Origin of the sequence: Anaerocolumna sp. AGMB13020 (assembly GCF_033100115.1) — a bacterium.
GTDB lineage: Bacteria > Bacillota > Clostridia > Lachnospirales > Lachnospiraceae > Anaerocolumna.
Window position 1 is genome coordinate 2,030,580 of record NZ_CP136910.1, and the last position, 25,857, is coordinate 2,056,436.

Here is a 25,857-nt window from a genome sequence, read left to right on the forward strand (position 1 = left end):
CTATGAAGAACCTAAAACGTATTGGTGCAATCTTAATCGTAGTATTGCTGTTGTCCCTATACGGACTCACGCTTTATGCCGGGCTTACCGCTTCTCCCGATTATCAGAGCCTGCTTATGGCATCTATCTACTCAACTACCATGATACCGCTTATGCTGTATGCCTATATGTTAGTCTACAGGCTCCTGAAAAAGCGTGCAGAGGAAGAAGCCAAAAGAAAGTAATTATTCTGCTTCTCTCTTAATTCGATTAAGATGCTCTTTCAGGTCTTTTTCATAACCCTCATCGGATAGTTCATAAAAAGTCCGGTCCTTTAAGGCGTCGGGTAAATACTGCTGTTTGACGTAATGATTCTTAAAGGCATGGGCATACTGGTAATTCAGTCCATGCCCTAATTTATGTGCTCCTTTATAATGCGCATCCATAAGATGAGGCGGAATGGGTGGTGTGCTTTCATTCCTGACTGCTTCCATAGCAGCATCAATAGCCATAATAGCCGAGTTGCTCTTAGGAGCGCAGGCTACATAAGCTGCTGCCTGTGCGAGTATGATTCGCCCTTCCGGCATTCCTATTCTTTCCACCGCCTCCGCAGCCGCATTTGCAACCACAAGGGCATTGGGATCCGCATTGGATACATCCTCTGATGCACAGATAACAATTCTTCTTGCAATAAAAGAAACACTTTCTCCTGCATAAAGCATTCTCGCCAGGTAATAAATGGCGGCATCGGGATCAGAACCTCTCATACTTTTGATAAATGCGGAAATGGTATCGTAATGATTATCTCCTGCCTTATCATATTTAATCGCCCTTTTCTGTACACAATCCTGAGCCACTTCAAGAGTTATGTGTATTTTCCCGTCTTCCCCGCGTTCTGTTGTAAGGATACCAAGTTCGATGGCATTTAGTGCAAGCCTTGCATCTCCTCCGGCAATATCAGCCATAAACTCTAAGGCATCCTCTTCAATGACACCATTAAAGTTACCCATGCCCCTATCCTTGTCATTTACAGCTCTTAGCAGCAATTCCTTGATGTCCTCTTTCTGTAAGGATTTCAGCTCAAATATTACAGAACGAGAGATTAAAGCGCCATTTACCTCAAAATATGGATTCTCCGTTGTCGCTCCTATCAAAGTAACGGTACCATCCTCCACAAAGGGAAGAAGATAATCCTGCTGCCCTTTGTTGAACCGATGTATCTCATCAATGAATAGTATGGTTTTGCGATTGTACATCCCAAGGTTTTCTTTTGCCTTACCAATAACCTCCTCCATATCCTTCTTACCGGCAACAGTTGCATTCAATTGAAGAAAGGCTGAACTTGTGGTATTGGCTATTACTTTGGCAAGGGTTGTCTTACCTGTTCCAGGCGGGCCGTATAAAATAATAGAACTGAGCTTATCCGCTTTTATGGCCCTGTATAACAACTTATCTTTTCCAATTATGTGCTCCTGCCCTACGACCTCATCCAGTGTCTTTGGCCGCAGCCTGCTGGCAAGAGGAGCTTCCTTTTCTTTGTTGGTTTCTCTCATATATTCAAATAGATCCATACATCCCTCTCATTCTGCTGCTTAAAAAATCTTATAAAAGGATTCCTGAAGGAGCACTGCTCATTTTCTGGTGTTTGTTATTTCATAGCGCCCATCCGCTCCATCCGCTCCATCCGCTCCATCCGCCTCTGTTCTTTATGCAAACCTCTGTTCTTTTATTGTAAAGAATATCTCTCCTTCCGTCAACTAAAAGCTTCCTTCCCTATTTTGTTTCATTATGTTCTGTGGTATAATAACAGAAAACACTGCTTAGGAGGACACCATGACACTGCCCAAGGACCCATTTATACTGCTAAGCTATATTAATACTCAATTAAGAGATAAATATAGCAGCTTAGCAGACTTATGCGAATATCTCGAATTCAATGAGCAGGAATTAAGAGACCGGCTGAATGTTATTCATTATGAATATGTTCCGGAATTGAATCAGTTTAAATAAGGAGTCAGCAATGAACGAAAGCTGCCGTACAATATACAGTAAGAGCACAGGTGAAGTAATTGTTAAAAAATCAAGGTTTATAGCCTCCGTTTTTCCCATCTCCTCTGAAGAAGAAGCCCTTCAATTAATCGAGCAGGTGAAAAAAGAGCATTCCGGAGCAAGGCACAACTGTTTTGCATATGTTGCAGGAAGCAAAGATACGATCAAGCGCTTAAGCGACGACGGCGAACCTGCCAAGACTGCCGGCCTTCCTATAATGGATTTGATATTGCTTGAGAAGCTTCACAATATCCTGATCGTGGTGACCAGGTATTTCGGCGGAACCCTTCTTGGAACAGGCGGACTTGTCCATGCATATCAAAGTGCTGCCAAGGAAGGTATTAAGAATGCTGTCATCATAGAAAAAGAAGAAGGCTGGAAGACAGATATCCTGATAGACTATACCTTAGCCGGAAAACTCAAATATAATATCTCGCAAATGGGTATTTACCTCCTTGAAGAGGAATATACCGATAAGGTAAAGCTTTCCTTGCTTATACCGACTAATGCTTTCGATGAATTCGAAAGGAGCCTTTTAGAAGTATCAGCCGGTGCTGTTAAAGTTCCAAAGGAAGAAATACTGGCATATGCTATGGTTAATGGTAACCTTGAAATTTTTAAGTAAAACACATTGAAAACCGATGCCCCCTCTGGAACCTCCCACTTTGCCGCAAAATAAAAAGGAAAAAGAATTCACTCTGTAAATTCTTTTTCCTTTTTATTCAGCTTAGTTTGTTATTATTCTATTATACCGTATTATCGTGTCTAGCATATTCTTCCGATATTCTTATAATGTGTATTCCGAAACTAAATCGTCTACAATTTCTAGCATCGTAATCAGCGTGACTTCATTTTTCCAGAGTTTATGTATCATGTCTTTCACCGTCTCCTTTGAATAAGAAATCGGCTCTGAATATTCTACTAACAGATGATCTTTCATATGTTGAAAAATCTTTATGCCGTATAGTTTCTCATGCTCTGTCTGGCTTCTGCTTTCTTCCACCAGATAGTAATCAAATACCAATTCGTTATTGTCTTCCAGCACTATCTTTTTTGTTCCCTCTAAGAATAATTTTTCCATGGCCCCTCCAAAAATTCTGAAAATTTGTAAATAACACTGCAATAATAGAAATAATAAACTATGGTTATTATAACTTCACCACAATATAAAATAAAGAGATAATTTTTTGATTAAAAGCCGATAAAAGAAGCTTTCAACCTATATTACACGATGTGTAAAAAAATGGGTCTTATAAACATAGTTTACCATAGAGTTTGTGATTTTTCTAACATTTTTAGAGTTTTTTTGAATGCTACATTTTGTTGCCTATGTGCATAAATACATATTTTCTTACATATATCTCAATCATTTTGTATATACTTAACATATTGATTTTATTTTTTATATTGTTTAGTGACATAACTAATAATACTGGATGGATTTTTTAAGATAAATTATAACATTTTTAACAATTTTTATATTTTTTAGCAATCGTTTCCTCTTGTAAATTCTGAGTGTTCTGCTTTGAGAATTCTGATTGTTCCGATTGCTTACCGTAAGAATGGCGTATAGTAAAAAATCCTTTATTTTAAAGGCTTAATTTGATATAATAACGAAAGAAAGAAGGTTATACCCTTTATCGAATAGAGAATATTCAATAGCAGATTGGATATTCAGGAAAGAGGTTATTATGGATTTCAGCAAGAAAGGAACCGCCAGAAAACAGCAGTATATCAGGTCTGTCTCCAGGAAGGTAGCCACCAAGGCAAGTGTTACTGTGTTCCGGTTATTCATGGTAGGTTTGGTTTCCCTCATAATTATCGGCTCCTATTTGGGGTTTGGCGTATTAAAAGGATTGGCAGACAGTGCCCCCAACATAGATCAGATTGAAGTAAAACCCTCCGGTTTCACTACAAATATATATGATAAAGATGGAAATCTGATAGATACTCTTATTGGAGCAGAATCAAATCGTGTTTATGTAGAAATCAGTCAAATACCGAAGGTTTTGCAGGACTGTGTTATCAGCATTGAGGACGAGCGTTTTTATGAACATAACGGAATTGATGTGCAGGGTATTTTCCGTGCTTTTTTCGTTGGTTTAAAATCCGGTGACTTCGGACAAGGTGCCAGTACCATTACCCAGCAGCTGATCAAGAATCAGGTATTTGAGGGAGGCGCTGAAGATAACTTTACCGACAGGTTTATCCGTAAAGTTCAGGAACAATATCTGGCTATACAGCTGGAACAAAAAATGTCAAAAGAACAGATTCTTGAATACTACCTGAATACCATTAATTTTGGGGCAGGTACCTATGGTGTCCAGACGGCCTCCAAACGTTACTTTAACAAAGACGTAGAAGAAATTACATTATCTGAAGCTGCTGTTATCGCCGCTATTGCACAGTCCCCCACCAACATGAACCCTATTAATCATCCGGAGAACAACGCGCAGAGACGTGCTCAGATCCTCGAAAGCATGAAACGTCTTAACCTGTGTACGGAAGAAGAATACGCCCAGGCTCTTTCTGATGATGTCTATTCCAGGATTCAGGTAGTGAATGATGAACAGGATGTTACTTCCTATAATACTTACTTTGTCGACGAGCTCATTGAACAGGTTATTGCAGATCTTCAGGAAGAGAAGGGTTATACCTATACCCAAGCCAGCAAGGCACTCTACAGCGGCGGACTAAATATTTATACGACTCTGGATTCCAAGATTCAATCAGTCCTGGACGATGTATATACCAACGAAGATTACTTCCCGAAGATTGGAACGGATTCTTACTGGGAGTTGACTTATGCTTTATCCATTGAGAAGAAAAACGGTAAGCAAATTCACTATCATACCAATGACTTGCTGGATTTCAGTCACTTGACCACTGCATATTTTTCCTCAAAAGAAGCCGCGGAAGAATTAATTGAGCAATTTAAGGCGGCAAAGGTTGAGACTGATGATATTATCCTCGCAGAAAATAACAGCCTTATCATCCAACCCCAATCCTCCATGGTTATCATGGATCAGCACACCGGATATGTAGTAGGTCTTATAGGCGGAAGGGGCGAAAAGACCGGTAACCGTACCTTAAACAGAGCTACTAATACTACAAGGCAACCCGGTTCCACTTTCAAAATATTATCAACTTACCTCCCGGCACTGGATTCAGCGGGAATGACACTGGCAACAGTAATAGACGATGCTCCTTATCAATATCCAGGAAGCGATAAATATGTAAGCAACTGGAGCGGTGATGATTATGAAGGGTTAACCACTCTGCGCAGAGCAATCCTGCGTTCCAAAAATGTCGTTACCGTTAAGACACTGGAGAAGGTTACACCAAAAGTTGGTTTTGATTATTTGCAAAAGCTTGGTTTTACTACACTAGTAGAGAGCGGCGTATCTGAAAGTGGTAAAACCTATTCAGATATCAATCTCCCCCTGGCTTTAGGTGGTATTACAAAAGGCGTTTCCAATCTGGAACTTACCGCTGCCTATGCTTCTATCGCCAATGGAGGCGTATATTCCAAACCAATCTTTTATACCAAAATACTGGATAGTAATAATAAAGTATTGCTGAATAAAAAGACTTCTGTTCGTCAGGTTATGATGGAATCCACTGCTTTCCTCTTAACAAATGCTATGGAAGACGTTGTGAAAAAAGGTACTGGAACATTAGTAGGGTTTAAGAATCTAAAGATGCCGGTAGCCGGTAAGACAGGTACTACAACCGATGATAAAGATTTATGGTTTGCTGGATATACACCATATTATACTGCCACCATCTGGTCAGGTTATGACAATAACAAGGCTCAGACCAACACCAGTTATCAGAAAATTATATGGCGTGATGTTATGGAGCGTATCCACAAAGAAAACGGTCTGGAGGCTGTTCCCTTTAATAAACCTGATTCAATCGTAGAGCGAACAATCTGTACCAAGAGCGGTAAACTTGCCGTTGAAGGTTTATGTAATAAATACGAAGGCGGTTCAACTGTTAAGACCGAATACTTTGCTAAAAATACTGAGCCTACAGATAAATGTGACATACACGTAGCTGTGAAGATCTGTACTACCTCAGGTAAGATAGCTACTGAATTCTGCCCTCCTTCAACTGTAGTAGAGAAGGTCCTGTTATTTAAAGAAGAGACCGCCAAAACCCTGGATACTCCTTTCCTTCTTCCGGGTAATGAGGACACCTGCACCGTCCACAATGCGAGAAACTCAGGACTGCAGAACCTATTGCCAACACCTGGCGGCACCACACCATCAGTAACAACTGCACCGCCTAATACGAACAATTCCGGTAATGGCAACAGCAACGGAAATAACGGTTCAAATGGCAATGGTAATACCAATGGAAACGGTAACGGTAATGGAAATAGTAACGGTAATAATGGTAATGGAAACAACAGTAATACTGGTGGTGAAGAAGATTATTATGATCCCGAATTCGATTATGATTACGGCGATTAAGTGATAGGAAGAATCAAGAAATGCGGACTTGTTACAGAAACATACAAGTCCGCATTTTTTATTCTCTTTCTTTTACAGCACATTATCTATTACTAGTCTTTCATTTTAGGATTAAAGATCCAGGATGCAATGTAACTAAATATCAAGGCTCCTGAAATACCCGCGGAGGTGGCTGTCAGTCCTCCTTTAAATAAGCCCAGCAGACCGTCTTTATCAATTGCTTCTTTAATTCCTTTAAAAAGCGAGTTTCCGAATCCGCTTAAGGGTACCGTTGCACCAGCTCCTGCCCATTTGGTAAAGGGTTCATATAGACCGACTGAACCAAGAAGAGCTCCGAGGCAGACCAGAATAACCATTATACGGCCCGGCATCAGCTTCGTATTGTCCATTACTATCTGTACAACCACACAGATAGCACCGCCTATTATAAATGCTTTTATATAATCCATTGAGTTCCTTTCCAGAGCCTGTGAACTATTTGCTTCAGGCTCTTATAATCCATTGTAGCTACCTTTTATATCTACCTTTGTATATACCTTTACATCCCTTCTATTATTACTCCATGGGCAATACCAGGAACCGGATTTCCTTCATTAAAGCTTACCGTTGACAGCAGAGCACCTGTAGGGACAAATAATACTCTTTTCCACTCTCTTCTACGCAGTTTTGGTATAATATAGCTGTTTAAGGTAATAGCACTGCATCCGCAACCACTGCCACCGGAATGAGTGTCCTGAGTTTCTTTATCAAACATTTCAATACCACAATCCATGTGATTCCTTGAAATATCGAAGCCTTCCTGTTTTAACAAATCAATTAATATGTCCTTTCCAATATAGCCCAGATCACCGGTAATGATCTTATCGTAATACTCAGGTTTTACACCCAGGTCATTCAGATTAGCGGCAATGGTCTTATAGGCTGAAGGCGCCATACAGGCCCCCATGTTCATGGAATCTTTGACACCGTAATCCACAATACGTCCAATGGTTACTCCCTTGATACAAACTGGTGCTTCTTTCTCAAGTAAATCGTTGCTTCGGTTATCCTCTTTGTCTATGATTACTGCTCCGCTTCCGGTAACCGTCCAGCTGGTAGCCAAAGGTCTCTGACTTCCATAAGCTAAGGGAAAACGGAACTGCTTTTCCGCACCACCAAAATGACTGGAGGTAATAGCCATTATCTTATCTGCAAATCCACCGTCAACCAGTACAGATCCTATCGCCATGGATTCCCCCATGGTAGAGCATGCACCATAAACTCCAAATAAAGGAATTTCCAGTTCCATAATACCAAAGGAAGTCGCAATTAACTGACCCAGGAGGTCACCACCAACCATATATCTTATGTCTTCTTTTGTAATACCTGCTTTTTTTATTGCAAGGTCAGCAGCTCTTCTCATCATTCTGCTTTCTGCATCCTCCCAGGTGGTTCCTCCAAACATAGGATCTTCCTCAACCTGGTCAAAATAACTGCCTAAAGGACCTTCTCCCTCTTTCTTACCGGCAATGGAAGAACCTGCTGTTACGTAGGGTGGATTTGCAAACAACAGACTTTGCTTCCCGCACATTTTACTGCTCTTCTCCATTCTTACCTCTCATTCTGCCGCCTAGCGGCACAAATATATGATGAAAGTAGCTTAACAGAAGCACAACTGCGCTCTCTTAAGTACTTTCACACCGTTCTTTGCTCAGATTATCCCAAGTTTTGTTAACACCAAATATATAACACCCAGCACCCAGGAACTAAAAACACCATATAAGATTACAGGACCAGCAATGGTAAATATCTTACATCCGATACCAAATACTTGTCCTTCTTTTTTAAACTCCACCGCCGGTGCAGCAACAGAATTGGCAAAACCGGTAATAGGAACAACGGTTCCGGCACCACCGAATTTAGCAATTTTGGGATAAATATTAAGTCCTGTCAGAAGAACAGACAACAGTATCAGGGAAAGAGCTGTGTACCCAGATGCCTGATCTTCATTGCATCCAAGAGAGGTGTAGTAATTATTAAAGCCTTGTCCCAGAACACAAATAAGTCCGCCTACCCAAAAGGCATTTAAGATATTAATAAATTTATTATGGACAGGTGTTTTATCTTTCACATACTTATTATATTTCTCTGCTTTCTTTTCCTTATCCTGTTCCTTTACAATATCTGCGGCAGTAACTTTATTTTTATTATCCTGCATGTCATAACCTCCTTATTCACATAAATAAATGCCTTACTATTTTACATAGTTGTCCAAGAATTTATTCTTTATTTTTTGTAGTGTATAAATAGTTGAAAAAAAGCCCCTGCGCCTTTTCCAAAAGCTAAGCACAATACGATTATGGGTATACCGATTTTAAGTTTAAGCCTGTGGGTCATAATAGGGAATATCTGTATTACTTCTTCAAGGGCAACGGCAAGACATCCGACAAAGCACCCCGAAAATAAACCGAAAATTATAAGCCCCACATGCCCGACGGGTAAAGGTGGTTTAAAGATATCCAGTATATTCCCTAAGGTTGTGCCGACTACAACAATATCTTCGTAGAGAAGAATTCGTTTGGCTGTATCAGTCCTTATGGCAAGACGAGTAAGAACCCCGACAATGGTTATAAACGCAACCATACCCGCTGCTATCAATATTCCACCGGTAAGTCCTATAAAAACCAATAATAGATATTTAAGGAACATCAATGGATTTCCCCTCTCTCGATTTATTTTCAATCAATGTCTCGTCCAAATCTGCTTCGTATAACCTTAATTGCACCTGCATTGGTGTGGGGTCCTTGCTGGCTTTTATTTTACTAAAATGATTAAAAAAGATTATGATACCAAGAGGTAATCCAACCGCATAGGAAATCTCCAGCAAAGAACCTTTGACCTGCTTCGTCCCCATTACAGACTTATAGATGATTTCAAAAATAACAGATACATTGGCATCCTCATTGAATGTCATTATGGTAAATGCCGCTCCAAAAAAGACGACACAAGATACAAAACCTACTTTAAAATACTCCCATAACTTCTTCTCCTTCTGCTCCGGTTCATACAGAATGATAAAATCCCGCTCACCCAGATTTATTATTTCTAAATCCGGATACTCCTTATGAATCAGTTCCATAAGCTTAAGCACCGAGAAAACGTAATTACTTTTTTTATCATCTTTTATAATAAAGATTACCTGTTGATACAGATTTTCTGTTATATCTGGGTTGGGGGAAAAGAGTTTTGCAACATCTTTTAAACGTACTATCTTATGGTGTACCAGATTATTTTTGTCAATTTTAATATATAATCGTATATTCTTCATCAGGCACCATTCCTTCTAATCCGGTTGCACTGCAATAACTGCTCTCATATACAAGAGTTCCCTTATGAATCTCCTTTTCCGTATTCTGTGCAAAAATTACAATCACGATCCCTGCAGCAATTAGCAGTAAAGTGGCGGCTGTAATAATCCAGATTCGCTTCTGTCTGAATATCATTTTTAGTTACCTAACCTTTCTAATAATTATATTTTATAAAATCCATTGTCTGATAGCTTAATGCAACCAATAAAAAAGCCGGCTAAAAATTGTAAATAAAAAACAGCAGCAGTGTTTTCTACTGATGCTGTTTTTTCTTGTATTTATGATTCCTACTATCATAAATACCTATATAATTGTTATTATCTGTTAACCGCTTTATTATATACTGGTAATATCAGCCAATGTCAGGACATTTTCTCACGCATTTTCAAGAGTATTTTCTTTTCCAATCGTGATACCTGAACCTGGGAAATTCCCATTTCTTTTGCGATATCGGTCTGTGTTCTATTCATAAAGTATCGAAGCCTGATTAATTCCTGATCCTTCTCATCCAGTGATGCTATGGTCTCTCGTAAAGCAAGCTTGTCAATCATATTTTCACTTTCATCATTGGTTTGTTCCAATTTATCAATCAGATAGATGGCATTTCCGTCTCCCTGATAAATTGTTTTATAGAGTGATTCTACTTCCGCACCTGATTCTAATGCCATTAGTACTTCTTCTTTTGCCAGATTCAATTCTTTACTTATCTCTTCTAAGGTAGGTTCTCTTCCATACAGGCTTCCAAGCCTTTCTCTGATAACACGAATCTTGCCGGCTGTTTCCTTCATGGAACGGCTCACCTTAATTGCACCGTCATCTCTTAAGAATCTCTTTATTTCTCCCATTATCATAGGAACTGCATAGGTGGAGAACTTTACATCATAGCTCATATCAAATTTATCAATTGCTTTTATCAGTCCGATACTCCCTATCTGAAATAAATCCTCCGTCTCATGCCCTCTTGACATAAACCTTCTTACTATACTCCATACCAATCCTACATTCTCCGTTATTACCCTATCCCTTGCCTCCTTATCTCCCTGTTGCGATAAACGGATTAATTCGATTGTATCCACTGTTTCACTTCCTTCCTGCTCATGAGGTTTCCTCAGGATGTAAGCCCTAGTGGATTTTCTTTTTCATTTTTATGATAGTCCCTTTGCCTATTTCCGATTCTACTTCCAAATCATCCATAAAGGCTTCCATAAAAGAAAATCCCATACCGGATCTCTCTTCCTCCGGCTTGGTGGTAAACAGAGGCTCCATTGCCTTCGTTACATCCCCTATCCCTTGACCTTGATCCCGTACCTCTACATATACTTCATGTCCAAATATCCTGCAAAAAACAATCACTTTACCTTTGAGTTTGTCATAGCCATGTATAATGGCATTGGTTACAGCTTCTGAAACAGCAGTTTTGATATCGGATATTTCCTCCAGTGTAGGATCCAGCTGGGCTACAAAACTTGCCACAACTGATCTTGCAAAGCTTTCATTTTCAGATTTGCTGTCAAACTCTAATAACATTTCGTTGGTATCCATACATATCCTCCTGTTTAAACACCTATCTTCCCTTAGCTAACGCCTCTTCTATGGAATCAAATTTCGGAATGATCCGGTAAAGGCCGGACATTCTGAAAATTCTGTCTAAATTATTGTTTATACCGGTTACAAAAATCTTTCCCCCTGAAAGTGCTATTTTCTTGTAACGTCCCATTATTACACCGATTCCGGAACTATCCATAAAATCTGTTCCGCTGAAATCAAATACAATATTCCTAATCTGTCCCTTGTCTAGCAGCTTGTCCGACTGTTCCCGGATTGACAGGGTATTATGATGATCCAGATCCTGCTTCACCTGTATTATCAGACACTTCTCTTTTACATGGTATTCCGCCGCCTCCTTTTTGTTTATTTCTGATTTTCTCTTTAACGGTTCTTTCTTATCCATGCATACCTCTTTTCCGGACATTTAATTTTACCTGTCTCTTAAACAGAGTCAGGTGTAATCCGTTAGGATCGTTTTCATATACCATTTGAAATATCTGAAGTTTAAAATTTCGTTTTTATAGGCTTAAAAGCGTTCAGGCTTCTTCGTCTATAAGAATGAAATAATGTTCAACTCAAATAGTGCTTCAAGTGATATCTTAACTCCCATCTTTGTGCTTTAGCACCCTCAAATCAGGAGATTCGGAAATCTCCTTTCTCTTACAGAAACTCCATAACCTTCATTAATTCGCTATAAAATGGAGCTTTAACAAAAGTTATAAAACCCAGAAGTTTACATTTACATATTTTAACATATATTTTCTCATCCGTCTATAAGAAAAGACAATTCCAAATAATTTTTGGAATTGTCTCTCCTGGTTGATTCTATATTAGATTTTATATTTGATTTTTTGCTTTATCTTTAGGGCAAGGTCTGCAATTTTTCCTGTGCCTGGTTGTAGCGGCGGTTTGTTTCAGGAATCTTCTCAATTATCAGGTTGTAATATTTTTTTGCATTCTCATAATCGCTTTTTTGGTGATAAGACCTGGCAATAAAATAAAGTGCATCCGCGTTGGTATTATCCAGTTCATAGGTTTGAAGCAATACCTCCAGCGCTTCATCATACTTTCTGTTAGAATACAGCCCATAACCTTCATTATACAATGCCGCAGCTGCCTTTTCTCCTACTGCATCTTTAATCTGGTTATAAAGCTCCAGGGCCTGAGGTTTCTCTAATTTATCCGTGTTAACCTTTGCCAGCTGCTCAGCCACAGTAACATAATTAATCTGGGAAGTACCTTTTTGTAGTTCATTTACGTATAAAGCTGCTGTCTTAAAGAGCTGATCATAGATTGTATCATCTACCTGATTGCCGTTTAGTTCCTCAATCTGTTTATTCAGCGCAGCAATTTGGGTATCCAGTTCATCCTTGGCCTTTACTGCAGTGTCATACTTCTGTTCCAATTCATTAATCTGTGCACTGTGTTCCGTCTTTAGCGCATATGATTTGCTCTCGTAATTGTTGACAACAGTTGGTACCAATAGAAAGGCTGCACCCATAATACCAATAGCTATACCAATTATCAGATTTACAAAAGGCCATATATTAGGTCTTTCTTCTTTATAAGGAGTATGACCAAAGACTACCGGCTCCGCAACAACCTTTCTTTCTTCCTTCTTTTCTATCCTGGTATCTTCACCGGCGGTCTGATTAAGCTCATTCAATTCCCTCATGTACTTAAGGGTGGTTGTGTTGGATACATCTATTTTACTTGCTTTGGTCAGATTCTTAAGAGCCTTGTCAAGCTCACCGCTCTTAATGTATAGCAAGGCAAGCAGCTGAAGCGCTTTCACAAAGTGAGGATTCAGATTAACAACCTTCTTCAGTTGTATGATTGCCAGATCCTCATTTCCCTGCTTGGCTGACTGCAAGGCAGCATTATATTTTTTGGTAGTCTGGTTCAGGTTCTCAAGTCTGGTAGGATTAGCCTGGACTAATTCCATGTATCTGTCCGCATCATTATTTTCCTGCTGTAAATGCTTACTGATTACCCATTGACTCAGAGCAGCGACAGGTTCTCCCATCTCATAATAAATAAGGCCCAGAAGATTTCTGGCATCCGTATTTCTCTTGTTCAGCTCCAAGCTCTTTTTTAATATAATGACAGCACCGGACAAATCTCTTACTTTTGCCTTCTGGAGTCCTTCATTATAGTAACGGTTGGACATTAAATTTATTTTTGCATACACGGTTAAGTCTTCCCCGCAGCGTTCACAGCGGTTGTTCTTACCCTGAACGCTTTTATTGCATACCGGACATATCATGTTATCTTCCTGCCACTTGTCATACGAGCAAAGGAATCTCTTGTGGCTTCCTTTCCATTCTTATTTTCCATCGCTCTTCGCTCTGCTAAGAACATCCAGGGTGTATTTAAAAACTTTTGCACCTGCTTGCCAAAAGCGCCGGCAGAAGGGTGCAATGAGCTTTTAAACACACCTTTTAATTCTTGTCTTTGATCTCCTTCAGCATGGTCTTAATAATATCTGTAATATCAGACAGATCATTACTTTTTATTACTTCTTCCACCTGATCTACTTCAAGACTTGGCTGAAATTTAGCGATTTCTTCATCAAAATTAATCATGCTGACTCCTATCTGTGCGCTCCGGTGCACTCGATTTTTTTCTGCAACCCACTATATATACATATCACAATCTTGTATGCAATATGTATCTGTAAGCTGATTTAATTTTTTACTTTCTGTCAGATCTAAAATGCCATATTAAATTAGCTTTTTATTTCCGTTCTTTTCTTTCTATCTTAACCATTATATGGGTAAAAATCAAGTGTAATCTCATACCCTAAGAATTTTTACCTCTTATCTTAACTATTTCGTAAGAGTTTTAAGACGTTCTTCCACCTGTTCCATAAGCTGGGTGTATTTTGCAAGCTTTTCCTTCTCTTCCTGAATCTTGGCTTCCGGTGCTTTGCTTACGAATCTTTCGTTTGCCAGCATGCCATTCACACGGTTTAACTCACCGGCTAAACGAGCCTTTTCCTGATTCAGTCTTTCTATTTCCTTCTCGATATCAACCAGTTCTGCAAAAGGCATATAGATTACAGCCTCCGGTATAAGCGCTGTAACTGCATCCGCAGGTATACCATCGGTATTCTTCTGAATGGTTACTTCTGAAGCATAGGAAAGAGTTGCAAAGAAAGCTCTGCTGTTCTCAAAGATTTCCGTTATTCTGTTATTTTCCGTTACGATAATCACAGAAGCTTTCTTTGAAGGCGGTACATTCATACCGGCACGAACAGCTCTGATACCTTTTACTGCTTCCTTCATTAATTCAACTGCTTCTTCCTCTTTGCTGAAATTGAATTTTTCATCAAATACCGGCCAATCCGATACCATAATGGATTCTGCTTCTCCGTCTTTTCCTTCTGCTTCTAATAAGGTGCAGTAGATTTCCTCTGTGATAAAAGGCATATAAGGGTGAAGAAGCTTTAAGGAAGTTACCAGCACCTGTTTTAAGGTCCAGATAACACCTGCTTTGGTCTCATCAGCATCGTTGTAAAGTCTGGGTTTAACCATTTCGATATACCAGTCGCAGAATTCCTCCCAGATGAAATCATATATTTTCTGTACGGCAATACCAAGCTCAAAGCTTTCCATATTATCCGTTACTTCTTTTACAAGTGTATTGCATTTGGACAGAATCCATTTATCCGCATCTGTTAAGAGAACCTTGTCTCCTTCTGCCGCTTCGGCTTTCTCAAGATTCATCATAATGAAACGGGAAGCATTCCATACCTTATTGGCAAAGTTTCTGCTTGCCTCAACTCTCTCTAAGTAGAAACGCATATCATTTCCTGGTGCATTTCCGGTAATCAATGTCAGACGAAGGGCATCGGCACCATACTTGTCAATTATCTCGAGCGGATCGATACCATTTCCAAGGGACTTACTCATCTTTCTTCCCTGAGAATCTCTAACCAATCCGTGAATCAGTACCTTATGGAAAGGTGCTCTTCCAGTATATTCATAGCCGGAGAATACCATACGTATTACCCAGAAGAAAATTATATCATAACCGGTTACCAGTACGTCGGTAGGATAGAAGTATTCAAGATCTTCTGTGTTCTTAGGCCATCCAAGGGTGGAGAAAGGCCACAGGGCTGAGCTGAACCAGGTATCCAGCGTATCCTCATCCTGCACCAGGTGATTATGTCCGCATTTGGGACAGGTTCCCGGCACTTCTTTTGACACAACCACATCGCCGCATTTGTCACAGTAGTAAGCAGGTATTCTATGTCCCCACCAGAGCTGTCTGGAGATACACCAGTCTCTGATATTGTCCGTCCAGTTAAAGTAGATCTTATCAAAACGCTCCGGTACAAAGGTTATAGCACCGTTTTTTACCGCATCTACTGCGGGTTTGATAAGTTCCTCCATTTTAACGAACCACTGCTGTTTGATTAAGGGTTCGACTGTTGTATTACATCTGTCATGGATACCTACATTGTGAACATGGTCTTCTACTTTCTTTAAGAGTCCCATCTCCTCTAATTCTTGTACCATCTGCTTTCTGGCTGCATAACGGTCCATTCCTGCAAATTTTCCACCCTTTTCATTGATGGTGGCATCATCATTCATAATATTAATCTGTTCCAGGTTATGTCTTTTTCCTACTTCAAAATCGTTCGGATCATGAGCAGGTGTAATCTTTACAACACCGGTACCAAAATCCTTATCTACATAGGTATCCGCAATAATGGGTATCTCTTTGTCCAGGAAAGGAAGAATAACCGTCTTGCCAATCAGGTCCTTATAACGCTCATCCTCGGGGTGTACCGCTACAGCCACATCACCTAACATGGTTTCAGGTCTTGTTGTAGCTACCTCTAAAAACTCTTTTGTTCCTGTAATAGGATAAAGAAGATGCCAGAAATGTCCGTTTTGTTCTTCATGTTCTACCTCTGCATCTGAGATACTGGTCTTGCAGACAGGACACCAGTTAATGATACGGGAACCTTTATAGATAAGTCCTTTCTCATATAATCGGATAAATACTTCCTCTACTGCTTCGGAACAGCCTTCATCCATGGTGAAACGCTCTCTTTCCCAATCACAGGAGGAACCGATCTTCTTAAGCTGGCTGATAATACGGCCGCCGTATTCATCTTTCCATTCCCAGGCTCTCTTTAAGAAACCTTCTCTTCCAAGGTCCTTCTTATCAATTCCTTCTTTCTTAAGCTGTTCGATAATCTTAACCTCTGTTGCGATACTTGCATGGTCTGTGCCGGGCTGCCAAAGCGCATTATACCCCTGCATTCTCTTAAATCTTGTAAGTATATCCTGCATGGTGTTGTCAAGGGCATGTCCCATGTGAAGCTGACCTGTGATATTGGGCGGGGGCATAACAATGGTGAAAGGTTTTTTACGTTTATCCACCTCTGCTTTAAAATATTTCTTATTTATCCACTTTGAATACAGCCTGTCTTCTATATCCATGGGGTTATAGTTCTTTTCCAATTCCTTGTTCATTCTTTCCTCTCATTCCTCCGCTCTTGGCGGCATTTATTTTCTGCTTCCGGGGCAGTTATTTCTTTCTGATTTTTTAGCTTATGGCCTGTTCACTAAAGACAAAAAAAAGGCCCTCCGTCTAAAAGGACGAAGAACCGTGGTACCACCTTTGTTCACAGCTATAATCTGCTGCCTCTTAATCTGTAACGGGACTACCCGGCATTTCCTACTCGGCTTTCAGAAACACAGTTCAGGAGCTACCTTCAACAAGCAGTAAGTAAGACAGCCTCTCAGCCTTGAACTGTCCTCTCTGATACACTTACCCGTCTAATCCTCTCCATCATTACCTTTGTTTTATCTATAATCAATATAAATATCATATGAAAACTTTCTTCTTCTGTCAAGTACGAAATGTTGGTTATTGGGGGGAGAGAAATTTTGGTTGATGGGATGACGGATGTCTTTGGGGGTGTACGATGAGAGTGGCTTACATTTATGCATTTTCCTGTTCAGGGTTCCAAATTCCACTAAAATGGCAGAAGTTGTTCCCTGGGCAGGTAAAAGGATACCAAACTCGCTGAAATTCGCTCAGACAGTGGTATCCTTTCACCTAGGGACAACTGCTGCCATTTAAGTGTCATTAAGGAACCCTTCAATGGAAAATTCCTAAATGTAAGCCACTCTCATCTGGGGTATTCTAATGATAACTTCGTAGTTTTTGGTATGCGATTCTTTATAGATTTATTCCGTGTTTTTTCAGAAGCTCTGATACATATTCTTTGTTCTCTTCTTTTTCTTTGGTGAATTTCTCGATATCCTCAAGACACTTGTCCTTTAGCAGGTTGTTCTGTTCAATTCGGTCTTTTAGTTTCTGCCTTCTGTCAAGGAGCGTGGTAGTTAACTTCTCCATTTCTGCTGAATCCAGCAAGGCTTCCAACTGATATATCCAGATCTTGGCATCTGTGATTTTTGCAGCCTTCAGATGCGTGATAATTTCACTGTTATAGTATTCTGTCTGTTCTTTGCTGACCTTATACTTATTCTCATCTTCCTTTTCCTTCTTATATTCTTCCCAAAGATAAGTAAGCTGGGCATAACTGTCTACCATATACTTCTGATAACAGTAATCCAGTGCGTTGGTATTATTGATATATTTAATCTTTACCTTATTCAGCAGCTGAATTGCACGATTCAGTTTTTTTTCTGCATCGGCCATATCTTTTCTGTTCTCTCTGGCACGTATAAATATATAAGCTGCTGCAGTTGCACCTAATGCTATGGTTAGAAGAAAAGGCAGCTGCATGTTTGCACCGGTTCTTAGGTTTACCCAGATAAATAACAGAAATAAAAGAACGGAGAGTATACTGGTAGTTATCCCGATGGTACCAAGAGTTTTCTGATTGGCTTCTGCATCCTCTTTCTGATGCAGCAAAGCTGCTCTCTCACTGTCCAGATATTTCATATCATTTTCGATATCAAAGCTGTAAGCCTCCCAGGCTTTCATCTTCCTAAGGTCCAGGGGAATGCTTTCTTCAAATTTAGCCAGATTATGATATTGGGTATCTTTAATCTTACGGGTGCCTTTCTTATATCTTTCCCTGTCTTTTGACAATGTCAGAATCTTTCTGGCTAGGTCATTGATTAGCTCTCTGTCTTCTCGGTCCAATGCCTCAATTTTCTGTATATCACTGATATAATGGGTTACTGCCTGCAGCTCTGTCTTCATTTCCTGTGCCTGCAAAGTACTTTCTACGATTTGCTGGCAGCTGTCTTCTATCGCGTATTTGGAATGCTCTGCCTTATCTACTGTCAGGCTTAAAGGTTCTTCTGTCTTGCTCTTCTTATTTTCCTCTGAAGCCTTACGTCTTCTAAATGCCATGTGCCTGATTTCCTTTCCGTAACCGGTTTATGAATTCTCTTTGCGGTACTCTTCTTTATATAGAGCTATTATATCATTAACTTCCCGCTTGAAATCGTTAAGCCTTCCGGTATCTTTTGCTTCCTTAAGAGCCGCTAATTTCATATAATTATCGCTGTCCTTAAAGCGTAACAGGCTCTGCTGTATCTCTTCCTTTAAGGTTTCTATATAGGTTTCATGGACTAATTTCTGATTACCTTCTGTAGCATCTGATAAGTCTGCTTCTTCCATCGTTTCCCCTGAAAGCAGTACACACAGGTAATACTGTCTTTTGGACTCTTCACTGCCATTTAAACGGTAAGCTTCCATAAACTCTGACTTAGCTCTTAATAAGCCTTCCAGATGAAGCCTGCAGATTCCAAGATTATGACGAATTCTGCCTGTAACCTCTGTAGTCAACGTATTGCTGTGATTGTTTATCAGGATTTCATAGATCAATCCTGCATCCGCATACTGCCCATGGGCTAAAAAGGAATCTCCTTTTTTTAATGCCATTTCTGCAGGAGAGATATTCTTTCGTTCCTTTTGCTTATTCAAAAATTCTTCAGCTTCTGTCTTTGTATAATAATCTGTATCCAGCAAGAAAACCGCTGCAGCTTCCAAAAGTGCTTCATAGCCGGATAACATCGTTTTTATCTCTCTTAGCTTCAACGCTTTTTCAACTTGCTTAAGCTCCCGTTCTACCCAAAGAAGAAATTCCTCCTCCAAAAGCTCATCTGTGAGGAGCAGGAAATTATGATGAATATAATAATAAAGTTCTTCTGTATTATGAACAACCGTGCCGGTTATTTTAAATCGGTAAGGAACTTCTGCCTTGACCTTATCGCATAAAATAAGCACTCCAGCACTCTCTTTTTCTGTATTATCTGCATCCTCAAAGAGTTTTATAAGTTTTTCCCATCTTAAGCCGGAAGACTTTCTGAATTGCCCAAAACCAGTATCTCTTACTTTTATTTCCGCTGTTCTATCATCCTGAAAAGTCAGGGATATTTCTACACGTGCTGACTTATCTTTTTTTACCTCTAAGCCTTCCAGAACTATTTGGTGATATTCCTTTTTTAATGTGAATAAATCCTTCACCTGCAAATTTATAACATTGCTTTCTGTTATAATGAATTCCTGGGTGCAGGGTATATCATACCAGGCCTTATAACCGTCCCAAAGCGGAATATCTGCCGCTTCACCCTCCTTGTAACCCGCTGCTGTTATAAGGGCATTTATACGGTCTGAGTCCAGAAAGATATATTCCTTTAGTGCACCGGACTGTTCATTCTCTTTTTCCCTGGAGGTATAGCACGCTCCTTTGGCATATAGATTCTGTCCTTTAAATACTCTCCTGCCGGTACATAGTTCCTTAAGGGCATTGTCGACCCAGTCACCTTCAAAACCTGCTCCGGTTACATAAATAGTAGAAATCAGCTGCTTATGAAGAATTCCTTTGGCAAGATTAAGAAAACAATACTCTGCCCGCTCTCTGTCATCCTTCTCCACTTCTTCCAGGCTTAAGATGTCACTCAAATCTCTTCTGCTTATTCCAACTGGTATGGGACTTAATCTTCTGTTTATGCTTATCTGACTATAATAAAATTCCTCTTCATCCATATGAAATAGCCCTACATCATTAAGCCACAGCTCCTTTTTCTGACTGAGAGCATAGTATTCACAACTAAGGGAATTGCTTTGAAGAACAAGCCTGTCCTCTTTGATTCCCATATTATAAAAAGCTTCTGTAAGTGCTGCTTTTAGATTCTCATTTAACTTTTTTACGGTTATGGTTATTTTACCGATGCTTTCGCCGGGAAATTTCAAGGTAACAAGGGTCAGGCATTTACGAAAGAGTTTTTCCAGAAGGAAGGCTGCCGTGTAAGCCTTATCATATAGCAGAATTTCATCCCCCGCCATAGCTTTTTCAAGCAGATTATCTGCCTTCTGACACAAGCCCTCCTGCTCAAGGCTCAGAACTTCTTCTCCGTAAGCCCATTCCTTACCACCTGTCTTACTTCCTACCAGTGCCGGATAGAGATACTTTCCCTGGCTTAAGGTTATGGATTCCGGTTCCATGGTCTTATGATTATAAAAACATATCTGGATATAATCCTTTCCGAAATCAATCCCTAACAGAAGTTTTTTTCTGTCAGTCATACAGCTCTCCTTTCTGTTCAGCACGGTGGAGTATGTTTTAAATACACACTTTCGTGCAACGCTTCTAAATGGGTTTAAATAAATCTATAATGAGGTGCCTGTTTTTTCCATAATTCCACATACTGTCCAGAACGCTGGTGTTATCGTTCATTTCCAAAGCCGTAAGCATAAAATTAATCTGATCCAGCGGTGTATCTTCTTCCAGCTGCATCTCCTGCTCAGCCTTTATGCTGCCGCTCTCCGTAATATTGGTCTGGTGGCTGTCGCCTTCTGAGATATAATATTGCAGATTCTCATCCTGAAATACGGTAAAGTCCTTTACCCGTATTCCAAGAAACATATCCTTCATTTCCTCCGATGTAAATTCTTCTTCTTTGTTTTCCAGCCGGTAGTGTATGATAACCTTGCTGGAAGGATCCGCGATATATTCCACTAAGTATTTTTCGGTTATTTTTGGATTTAACGGTATAACTCCTTTGAAATTTTTGAAAAATGGAAGGATAATTCCCCGTCTTATAAAACTTTGCAGGTTATAATCCACAAATTCCTTCTCGCTTTCTTCAAAAAACTCTTCTTCCGATAGTTTCTTAAGCAGAGCAAGCATGCAGACATCGTTTTCCTCATAGATCAGTTCCCGTTTCATAACGTCAAATAACTCTGCTTTTAGAATTCTGCCGTTCATCAGATATTTGTAACCATGATAGGATAAAAATGCACGTATCAGTTTACGGTTACTGCCTCTTTGATAATATTTCAGGAATACCTCCGGTGAGTTCAGCAGATACTCCCTGGTTACCAGCATCTGCGCCAGAAGTCTCTCCTCAAGTACATAGGTATTAATCTCAAAGCTTAAGGCTGCTTCCCATAAACTATAGAGCTCGCCGGTGGTTCCTTCATAGTATTCTGCAAGATACCGCAGTATTTCTTCATTGTATTTACCTGCCTTATAAATAAAATGACAGAGCTTTAATAAGAATTCCTTCTTCTCCGTATATTTGCCAAGAAGATTAATTGCTGCCTTTAGCAGCCTGTTGACCTGTATACCCTCAAAGCCAAATTCATAAAGGGCATTTTCCGCTTCCTCATTATAGTTTCTGATTATAAGCAGTTCCATGACCTTTAAGCGGTCGTTTTTATTTAACTTCGTCAGATCTAGCTGCATCAGGTATTCTTCTAACAGCTCTCCCTGAAAATTGTCATAATAAAAGGATACCAGTTCCATTAAAAGCTTACTCCTGTAACTTTCCTTAAGGGAGGGAACCTCTGACAGTTTCCTGCGGATTACAACAGAGGCCTGGTCAAACTTCTGATAAGTGTCAATCTTATCCGCATAATACAGTAACACCATGGTATTCTGGCTGTTATGCAGCAGGCAGTCCTTCAGATAACTATCTTTGTTAAAGAAAGGGTAAAGGGTGTACTCTATGGTATTGGAATATCTGTTATCCTGTGAATCTACCAGCAGTATTTCATAATTCTCCATGTAGATATCTATATTTGCTGTATTTGAGACAAGTGGTGTGTATACCTCTTCACCCGTTTGCCCATGAATGGTTATTACACCTTTTACTGCATTATTACTGCAGCACAGCTCCTGTTTGAACATTACAAAAGGAAGATTTTTTGAAATCTCCTCCGTTAATCCGTTTAAGGTAATAAGCTCCTCATAAATAACTGCGTAATTCCTGTCTATGGCATGCTCTTTCAGCATTCGTCCCGCAAAGTTCTCTATCTTCTTGCTGTAGCTTTTGTATATTGGGCCTAATTCCTCTTTGTTCTGAATCACATAAGCATACAGGAAAGCTTTCTTTTTATCACTTAAACTGCTGTTATAGATAAAATACAAAAGCACCTGCTGCGGAAGCTTATTCTGAGGCAGTTTTGACTGGAGCAGTGTATATTGCTCCTCCTCAAGGGAATAGAGATAATATTCATACAATTCTGTGATCCGAAGCTGTTCCCTGACTCCCAGCTGATACCAGGCAAAATACTTCCTGCCACGTTTATGTCCTTTGATCAGCAAACTGCAAATTGCGGAAAGGATACTGATAAGTACAGATGGAGCCGCTGTATCATCCAATTCAGAAAAATAATTGTACAACAATGAGAGGCATAGATATACACCTCTTGTAAAATCTCTTTTCTTCCCTGCAAGGTAGGCATATTGTCCCGCCAGTTCCTCGCTTATGTATTCTTCCTTCACCCCGAATAAAATAAGTTGGGTTTCAAAGTCCCCAAGTTCCGTTAAATAGACCGGATGCTCACGTAAGATCATGAAGGCCTCCAGATACATATAGGGACTGCGGCAGCCGTTGTAATACTGCTTCTTGATCATATCCAGAGCCAGATTTCTATTGCTCTCATACTTCTTATCCGTATATAAGAGAAACCACAGAATCCGATAGTCTGAGGAATTCATGCGGTAGGCTGCCTGTATTTCCTTTAAGGCTGCCTCTGAGGCCTCGCTGTTTTTGTAAACCAAAGCGGTTAGATACCAGAAGGCGCAGACGATTGCAAGTGAGGTCTGCTTTCCCTCCAGGATTTCAGCTTTCAGGGTGTTTAAAGCTTCCTTTAACTCCTCCTGTCTTTCTTCTGAATCCTTATCCTTTACCTGAAGAAGATGTATCTCCAGAAGCTTATACCACATGATATTCTCTTTGTCCCCTACTTTCAGACCATGTAATTCTACTTCTGTCTTCTCTGTATATTCCTCCGGACTCAGGAGGTTTTTACGAAAATCCAGGTAATTTCTCACGCAGGCAGTGACTTTTCGCCTGATTTGTGGTTTCTTACGAGTATTTTCTTTCTCTTCGGGCTTTTTAACAGCGACTATTTCTACTACAATTGTCTCATGGACAGACGTAAGTATAAGCCTTCCGTAGTTCTTCCCTCTGCGCATCTTTTCCGGCTGTATTACAAACTCCAGGGGGTAGACATTTCCTACAAAATAATCTGACCAGATAATCTTATGCTCCGGAATAATAAAATCTCCATCCCAGGTAACCCTTATCTCCTCATAACCCCAGTTATCCTTCATCAGGGTCACTTTGTCCATAAAGCTCTCTGTGCTGACCTCATATTCTAAAATATTCTTATCAACAATAATATTAACTGGGGTTTTCTTACGAACGGTAACCAGAAATTCTTCCAGGGCCTGACTATAGGATCTGCTCTTTCGTAAGCCGTCATAGAGGGTAAGATATTTTTTATCACGAAATTTTAGGAACTCTCTGAATTCTTCTGATTTGAACAACTTCACTGCTTCTGCCCAGTCTGCTTTGGCAAGATTGGTAAAGTGGAAGAAGTCTTTGATTTTACCCAGAGAGGAGTTAAGATACGGTGGTTCTGCGGATATATAATACGGCAGCTTTGCCTCTCCGCTGGTACTTACAATATGGAGTTCTCCTCGTATCATATCTCCAGGCGTCAGATTCCTGCCCTGAACACTAAAGGTAATCTCGCTCCGTACACCTTCAAATTCCTTATTCTTCAAAGTAAAAAATGTACCGGTAGAATAACACTGCCCCTTAACTATAGTTCCCAGTGAGTTCTCGACAGTGAGAGAGCCTGTATAGCAGCCGCCTGCATCTACCGTTATAATTAACTCTTTCTCAGACAATACTAAAAAAGGTGCTTCGTATTCAAAGATACCTTCAGCCAGCTGTTTTATTTTCTCCTTCAACCATTTCACCTCAGACCTTGATTATTTTTGTATTGTATTGCATTTTTCTTCCTTTATATTATAATTATTATAACACTAATCGACAGGATTTCGCAAGGGAAAGGATAGTTATGATAACCTCGAAAGAACATTTTCACGGAAGTGATTTAGAAAAAATAGAAGCCCTTTATGGGATTAAGAAAGAAGAGCTTGTTAATTTTGCAGGAAACGTTAATCCATTGGGAATATCTCCCCTGCTGCGTCAGTCCTTATCAGAGCGCATCGATGCCATAACTGATTATCCGGACAGGGAATATACCTCCTTAAGGCAGAGTATCACCGATTATCTGAACAAAGACAGAGGAACCGGTTCTCCCATAACCAGAGAAGATGTGCTGGTTGGAAACGGTTCTACGGAACTGATCTCATTAATGATTCAGTTTATTTCCCCCTCAAAGGCTCTGATCCTTAGCCCTACTTACTCTGAGTACGAGCGGGAGCTCACGCTGGCAGGAAGCAGGATTGACTACTTCCCTCTAAAAGAGGAAGAGGATTTTCGCTTAGACTGTGACGCTTTAAAAGCAAAGTTATCCAAAGGGTATGAGCTTCTGGTAATCTGCAACCCAAACAATCCGACCTCCTCTGCTCTTACAAAGGATACCTTGGAGGATATCCTTACTTGCTGTCAGGAGAAAAACATTTACTGTATGGTAGATGAGACCTATGTGGAATTTGCTCCTGTTGTGAATGCCATTACGGCGGTTTCCCTCATCGCAGATTACAGCAGGCTGATTATCATCCGAGGAATCTCTAAGTTTTTTGCCGCTCCGGGACTTCGCCTGGGTTATGCAGTTGTCGGGGATAAGGAGCTCATCGCTAAGGTTAACCGCCGCAAAAATCCCTGGACAATCAACACACTTGCTTCCCTTGCAGGTGAGATCATGTTTGCAGATGAAAAATATATTGGTACAACCAGAGACTTTACCCAGAAAGAACGACAGCGTATAGTGACTGCATTAAAGGACATACCGGATATAAAATTTTACGAACCCTCTGCCAACTTTATCCTACTTCAGGTACAAAAGAGCAGTCCCACCTCTTATGAATTATTCGAAGGCGCAATAAAAAAGGGAATGCTGCTTCGTGACTGCAGCAACTTCCCTTTATTAAACAACCACTTTATACGTTTTTGCTTTATGTCGGAAGAAGCGAATGACAAACTACTGGACTATCTCAAAGAAAGCTTGATCTGAAAGCAGATACTTTC

22 protein-coding genes and 1 other annotated feature are annotated in these 25,857 nt (G+C 40.0%); of the genes, 5 read left to right on the forward strand and 17 right to left on the reverse strand.

The features are described 5' to 3' along the window. Positions 1 to 2 precede the first annotated feature (2 nt). Positions 3 to 224, forward strand: a complete 222-nt coding sequence (locus R2R35_RS08015) for a hypothetical protein (RefSeq protein WP_033164878.1) — start codon at positions 3 to 5, stop codon at positions 222 to 224. Here R2R35_RS08015 and R2R35_RS08020 read toward each other — a convergent pair whose 3' ends face one another. Continuing rightward, the gene (locus R2R35_RS08020) at positions 225 to 1,550 is read right to left on the reverse strand and encodes a replication-associated recombination protein A (protein ID WP_317733977.1); all 1,326 of its coding nucleotides are present in this window, start codon (positions 1,548 to 1,550) and stop codon (positions 225 to 227) included. 262 nt (positions 1,551 to 1,812) lie between these two features. Between R2R35_RS08020 and R2R35_RS08025 the strand changes: the two genes are divergently transcribed. Then, positions 1,813 to 1,989 (forward strand): DUF4250 domain-containing protein, encoded by a 177-nt coding sequence (locus R2R35_RS08025; RefSeq protein WP_317733978.1) that lies wholly within the window; start codon positions 1,813 to 1,815, stop codon positions 1,987 to 1,989. Positions 1,990 to 1,999: 10 nt separating this feature from the next. Next, on the forward strand, positions 2,000 to 2,653 hold the full coding sequence (locus R2R35_RS08030) for a YigZ family protein (RefSeq protein ID WP_317733979.1): 654 nt from the start codon (positions 2,000 to 2,002) through the stop codon (positions 2,651 to 2,653). Between the two features lie 162 nt (positions 2,654 to 2,815). Here R2R35_RS08030 and R2R35_RS08035 read toward each other — a convergent pair whose 3' ends face one another. After that, the gene (locus R2R35_RS08035) at positions 2,816 to 3,109 is read right to left on the reverse strand and encodes a DUF6514 family protein (protein WP_317733980.1); all 294 of its coding nucleotides are present in this window, start codon (positions 3,107 to 3,109) and stop codon (positions 2,816 to 2,818) included. Positions 3,110 to 3,719: 610 nt separating this feature from the next. Between R2R35_RS08035 and R2R35_RS08040 the strand changes: the two genes are divergently transcribed. Then, positions 3,720 to 6,506, forward strand: a complete 2,787-nt coding sequence (locus tag R2R35_RS08040; RefSeq protein WP_317733981.1) for a transglycosylase domain-containing protein — start codon at positions 3,720 to 3,722, stop codon at positions 6,504 to 6,506. Between the two features lie 92 nt (positions 6,507 to 6,598). On the opposite strand, the gene spoVAE is transcribed toward R2R35_RS08040, so the two are convergent. The 15 genes from spoVAE to R2R35_RS08115 all read right to left on the reverse strand — a co-directional run bounded on the left by spoVAE (position 6,599) and on the right by R2R35_RS08115 (position 24,611). Next, on the reverse strand, positions 6,599 to 6,955 hold the full coding sequence (gene spoVAE / locus R2R35_RS08045; protein ID WP_317733982.1) for a stage V sporulation protein AE: 357 nt from the start codon (positions 6,953 to 6,955) through the stop codon (positions 6,599 to 6,601). 89 nt (positions 6,956 to 7,044) lie between these two features. Continuing rightward, positions 7,045 to 8,094 carry a stage V sporulation protein AD gene (locus R2R35_RS08050; protein WP_317733983.1) on the reverse strand — a complete coding sequence of 350 codons (1,050 nt, stop codon included), beginning with the start codon at positions 8,092 to 8,094 and terminating at the stop codon, positions 7,045 to 7,047. Positions 8,095 to 8,196: 102 nt separating this feature from the next. After that, positions 8,197 to 8,703 carry a stage V sporulation protein AC gene (gene spoVAC / locus R2R35_RS08055; protein ID WP_317733984.1) on the reverse strand — a complete coding sequence of 169 codons (507 nt, stop codon included), beginning with the start codon at positions 8,701 to 8,703 and terminating at the stop codon, positions 8,197 to 8,199. Between the two features lie 68 nt (positions 8,704 to 8,771). Continuing rightward, positions 8,772 to 9,194, reverse strand: a complete 423-nt coding sequence (locus tag R2R35_RS08060; protein ID WP_317734765.1) for a stage V sporulation protein AB — start codon at positions 9,192 to 9,194, stop codon at positions 8,772 to 8,774. Then, positions 9,184 to 9,813, reverse strand: a complete 630-nt coding sequence (locus tag R2R35_RS08065) for a stage V sporulation protein AA (RefSeq protein WP_317733985.1) — start codon at positions 9,811 to 9,813, stop codon at positions 9,184 to 9,186. The genes R2R35_RS08060 and R2R35_RS08065 overlap by 11 nt, the downstream gene beginning before the upstream one ends. Next, on the reverse strand, positions 9,788 to 9,988 hold the full coding sequence (locus tag R2R35_RS08070) for a hypothetical protein (protein ID WP_317733986.1): 201 nt from the start codon (positions 9,986 to 9,988) through the stop codon (positions 9,788 to 9,790). The genes R2R35_RS08065 and R2R35_RS08070 overlap by 26 nt, the downstream gene beginning before the upstream one ends. A 227-nt stretch (positions 9,989 to 10,215) precedes the next feature. Further along, entirely contained in the window at positions 10,216 to 10,929 is a 714-nt protein-coding gene (gene sigF / locus R2R35_RS08075) for an RNA polymerase sporulation sigma factor SigF (RefSeq protein ID WP_442872276.1), read from the reverse strand. Positions 10,930 to 10,975: 46 nt separating this feature from the next. Further along, complete coding sequence (spoIIAB, locus tag R2R35_RS08080) at positions 10,976 to 11,395, reverse strand: anti-sigma F factor (protein WP_033164866.1); 420 nt, start codon at positions 11,393 to 11,395, stop codon at positions 10,976 to 10,978. Between the two features lie 22 nt (positions 11,396 to 11,417). Next, positions 11,418 to 11,804, reverse strand: coding sequence for an STAS domain-containing protein (locus R2R35_RS08085; protein ID WP_317733987.1), 387 nt, complete (start codon positions 11,802 to 11,804; stop codon positions 11,418 to 11,420). A 459-nt stretch (positions 11,805 to 12,263) separates the two neighbouring features. Beyond that, positions 12,264 to 13,667 carry a tetratricopeptide repeat protein gene (locus tag R2R35_RS08090; RefSeq protein WP_317733988.1) on the reverse strand — a complete coding sequence of 468 codons (1,404 nt, stop codon included), beginning with the start codon at positions 13,665 to 13,667 and terminating at the stop codon, positions 12,264 to 12,266. Positions 13,668 to 13,842: 175 nt separating this feature from the next. Then, complete coding sequence (locus R2R35_RS08095) at positions 13,843 to 13,986, reverse strand: hypothetical protein (protein ID WP_197032622.1); 144 nt, start codon at positions 13,984 to 13,986, stop codon at positions 13,843 to 13,845. Between the two features lie 243 nt (positions 13,987 to 14,229). Continuing rightward, positions 14,230 to 16,890, reverse strand: coding sequence for a valine--tRNA ligase (locus tag R2R35_RS08100; protein ID WP_317733989.1), 2,661 nt, complete (start codon positions 16,888 to 16,890; stop codon positions 14,230 to 14,232). Between the two features lie 119 nt (positions 16,891 to 17,009). Beyond that, positions 17,010 to 17,222: a binding site (T-box leader), on the reverse strand. Positions 17,223 to 17,602: 380 nt separating this feature from the next. Next, a complete protein-coding gene (locus R2R35_RS08105) occupies positions 17,603 to 18,748 on the reverse strand; it encodes a hypothetical protein (RefSeq protein WP_317733990.1) in 1,146 nt (381 codons plus the stop codon). 27 nt (positions 18,749 to 18,775) lie between these two features. Continuing rightward, positions 18,776 to 20,929: a DUF5716 family protein gene (locus tag R2R35_RS08110; RefSeq protein WP_317733991.1), complete on the reverse strand. Its 2,154-nt coding sequence runs from the start codon at positions 20,927 to 20,929 to the stop codon at positions 18,776 to 18,778. A gap of 64 nt (positions 20,930 to 20,993) precedes the next feature. Further along, positions 20,994 to 24,611, reverse strand: coding sequence for a DUF5717 family protein (locus R2R35_RS08115; protein WP_317733992.1), 3,618 nt, complete (start codon positions 24,609 to 24,611; stop codon positions 20,994 to 20,996). A gap of 110 nt (positions 24,612 to 24,721) precedes the next feature. On the opposite strand from R2R35_RS08115, the gene R2R35_RS08120 reads away from it, so the two are divergent. Next, positions 24,722 to 25,843 (forward strand): pyridoxal phosphate-dependent aminotransferase, encoded by a 1,122-nt coding sequence (locus R2R35_RS08120; RefSeq protein ID WP_317733993.1) that lies wholly within the window; start codon positions 24,722 to 24,724, stop codon positions 25,841 to 25,843. Positions 25,844 to 25,857: the final 14 nt, after the last annotated feature.

What these genes read in the sequence shown, in the direction of transcription:
- R2R35_RS08110 (WP_317733991.1), bottom strand. Translation starts at nt 20,929, where the DNA reads ATGACTGACAGAAAAAAACTTCTGTTAGGGATTGATTTCGGAAAGGAT.
- spoIIAB (WP_033164866.1), bottom strand. Translation starts at nt 11,395, where the DNA reads ATGGATACCAACGAAATGTTATTAGAGTTTGACAGCAAATCTGAAAAT.
- R2R35_RS08100 (WP_317733989.1), bottom strand. Translation starts at nt 16,890, where the DNA reads ATGAACAAGGAATTGGAAAAGAACTATAACCCCATGGATATAGAAGAC.
- R2R35_RS08025 (WP_317733978.1), top strand. Translation starts at nt 1,813, where the DNA reads ATGACACTGCCCAAGGACCCATTTATACTGCTAAGCTATATTAATACT.
- R2R35_RS08035 (WP_317733980.1), bottom strand. Translation starts at nt 3,109, where the DNA reads ATGGAAAAATTATTCTTAGAGGGAACAAAAAAGATAGTGCTGGAAGAC.
- R2R35_RS08065 (WP_317733985.1), bottom strand. Translation starts at nt 9,813, where the DNA reads ATGAAGAATATACGATTATATATTAAAATTGACAAAAATAATCTGGTA.
- spoVAC (WP_317733984.1), bottom strand. Translation starts at nt 8,703, where the DNA reads ATGCAGGATAATAAAAATAAAGTTACTGCCGCAGATATTGTAAAGGAA.
- R2R35_RS08090 (WP_317733988.1), bottom strand. Translation starts at nt 13,667, where the DNA reads ATGATATGTCCGGTATGCAATAAAAGCGTTCAGGGTAAGAACAACCGC.
- R2R35_RS08040 (WP_317733981.1), top strand. Translation starts at nt 3,720, where the DNA reads ATGGATTTCAGCAAGAAAGGAACCGCCAGAAAACAGCAGTATATCAGG.
- R2R35_RS08030 (WP_317733979.1), top strand. Translation starts at nt 2,000, where the DNA reads ATGAACGAAAGCTGCCGTACAATATACAGTAAGAGCACAGGTGAAGTA.
- R2R35_RS08060 (WP_317734765.1), bottom strand. Translation starts at nt 9,194, where the DNA reads ATGTTCCTTAAATATCTATTATTGGTTTTTATAGGACTTACCGGTGGA.
- R2R35_RS08070 (WP_317733986.1), bottom strand. Translation starts at nt 9,988, where the DNA reads ATGATATTCAGACAGAAGCGAATCTGGATTATTACAGCCGCCACTTTA.
- R2R35_RS08015 (WP_033164878.1), top strand. Translation starts at nt 3, where the DNA reads ATGAAGAACCTAAAACGTATTGGTGCAATCTTAATCGTAGTATTGCTG.
- R2R35_RS08050 (WP_317733983.1), bottom strand. Translation starts at nt 8,094, where the DNA reads ATGGAGAAGAGCAGTAAAATGTGCGGGAAGCAAAGTCTGTTGTTTGCA.
- R2R35_RS08105 (WP_317733990.1), bottom strand. Translation starts at nt 18,748, where the DNA reads ATGGCATTTAGAAGACGTAAGGCTTCAGAGGAAAATAAGAAGAGCAAG.
- R2R35_RS08120 (WP_317733993.1), top strand. Translation starts at nt 24,722, where the DNA reads ATGATAACCTCGAAAGAACATTTTCACGGAAGTGATTTAGAAAAAATA.
- spoVAE (WP_317733982.1), bottom strand. Translation starts at nt 6,955, where the DNA reads ATGGATTATATAAAAGCATTTATAATAGGCGGTGCTATCTGTGTGGTT.
- R2R35_RS08095 (WP_197032622.1), bottom strand. Translation starts at nt 13,986, where the DNA reads ATGATTAATTTTGATGAAGAAATCGCTAAATTTCAGCCAAGTCTTGAA.
- R2R35_RS08085 (WP_317733987.1), bottom strand. Translation starts at nt 11,804, where the DNA reads ATGGATAAGAAAGAACCGTTAAAGAGAAAATCAGAAATAAACAAAAAG.
- R2R35_RS08020 (WP_317733977.1), bottom strand. Translation starts at nt 1,550, where the DNA reads ATGGATCTATTTGAATATATGAGAGAAACCAACAAAGAAAAGGAAGCT.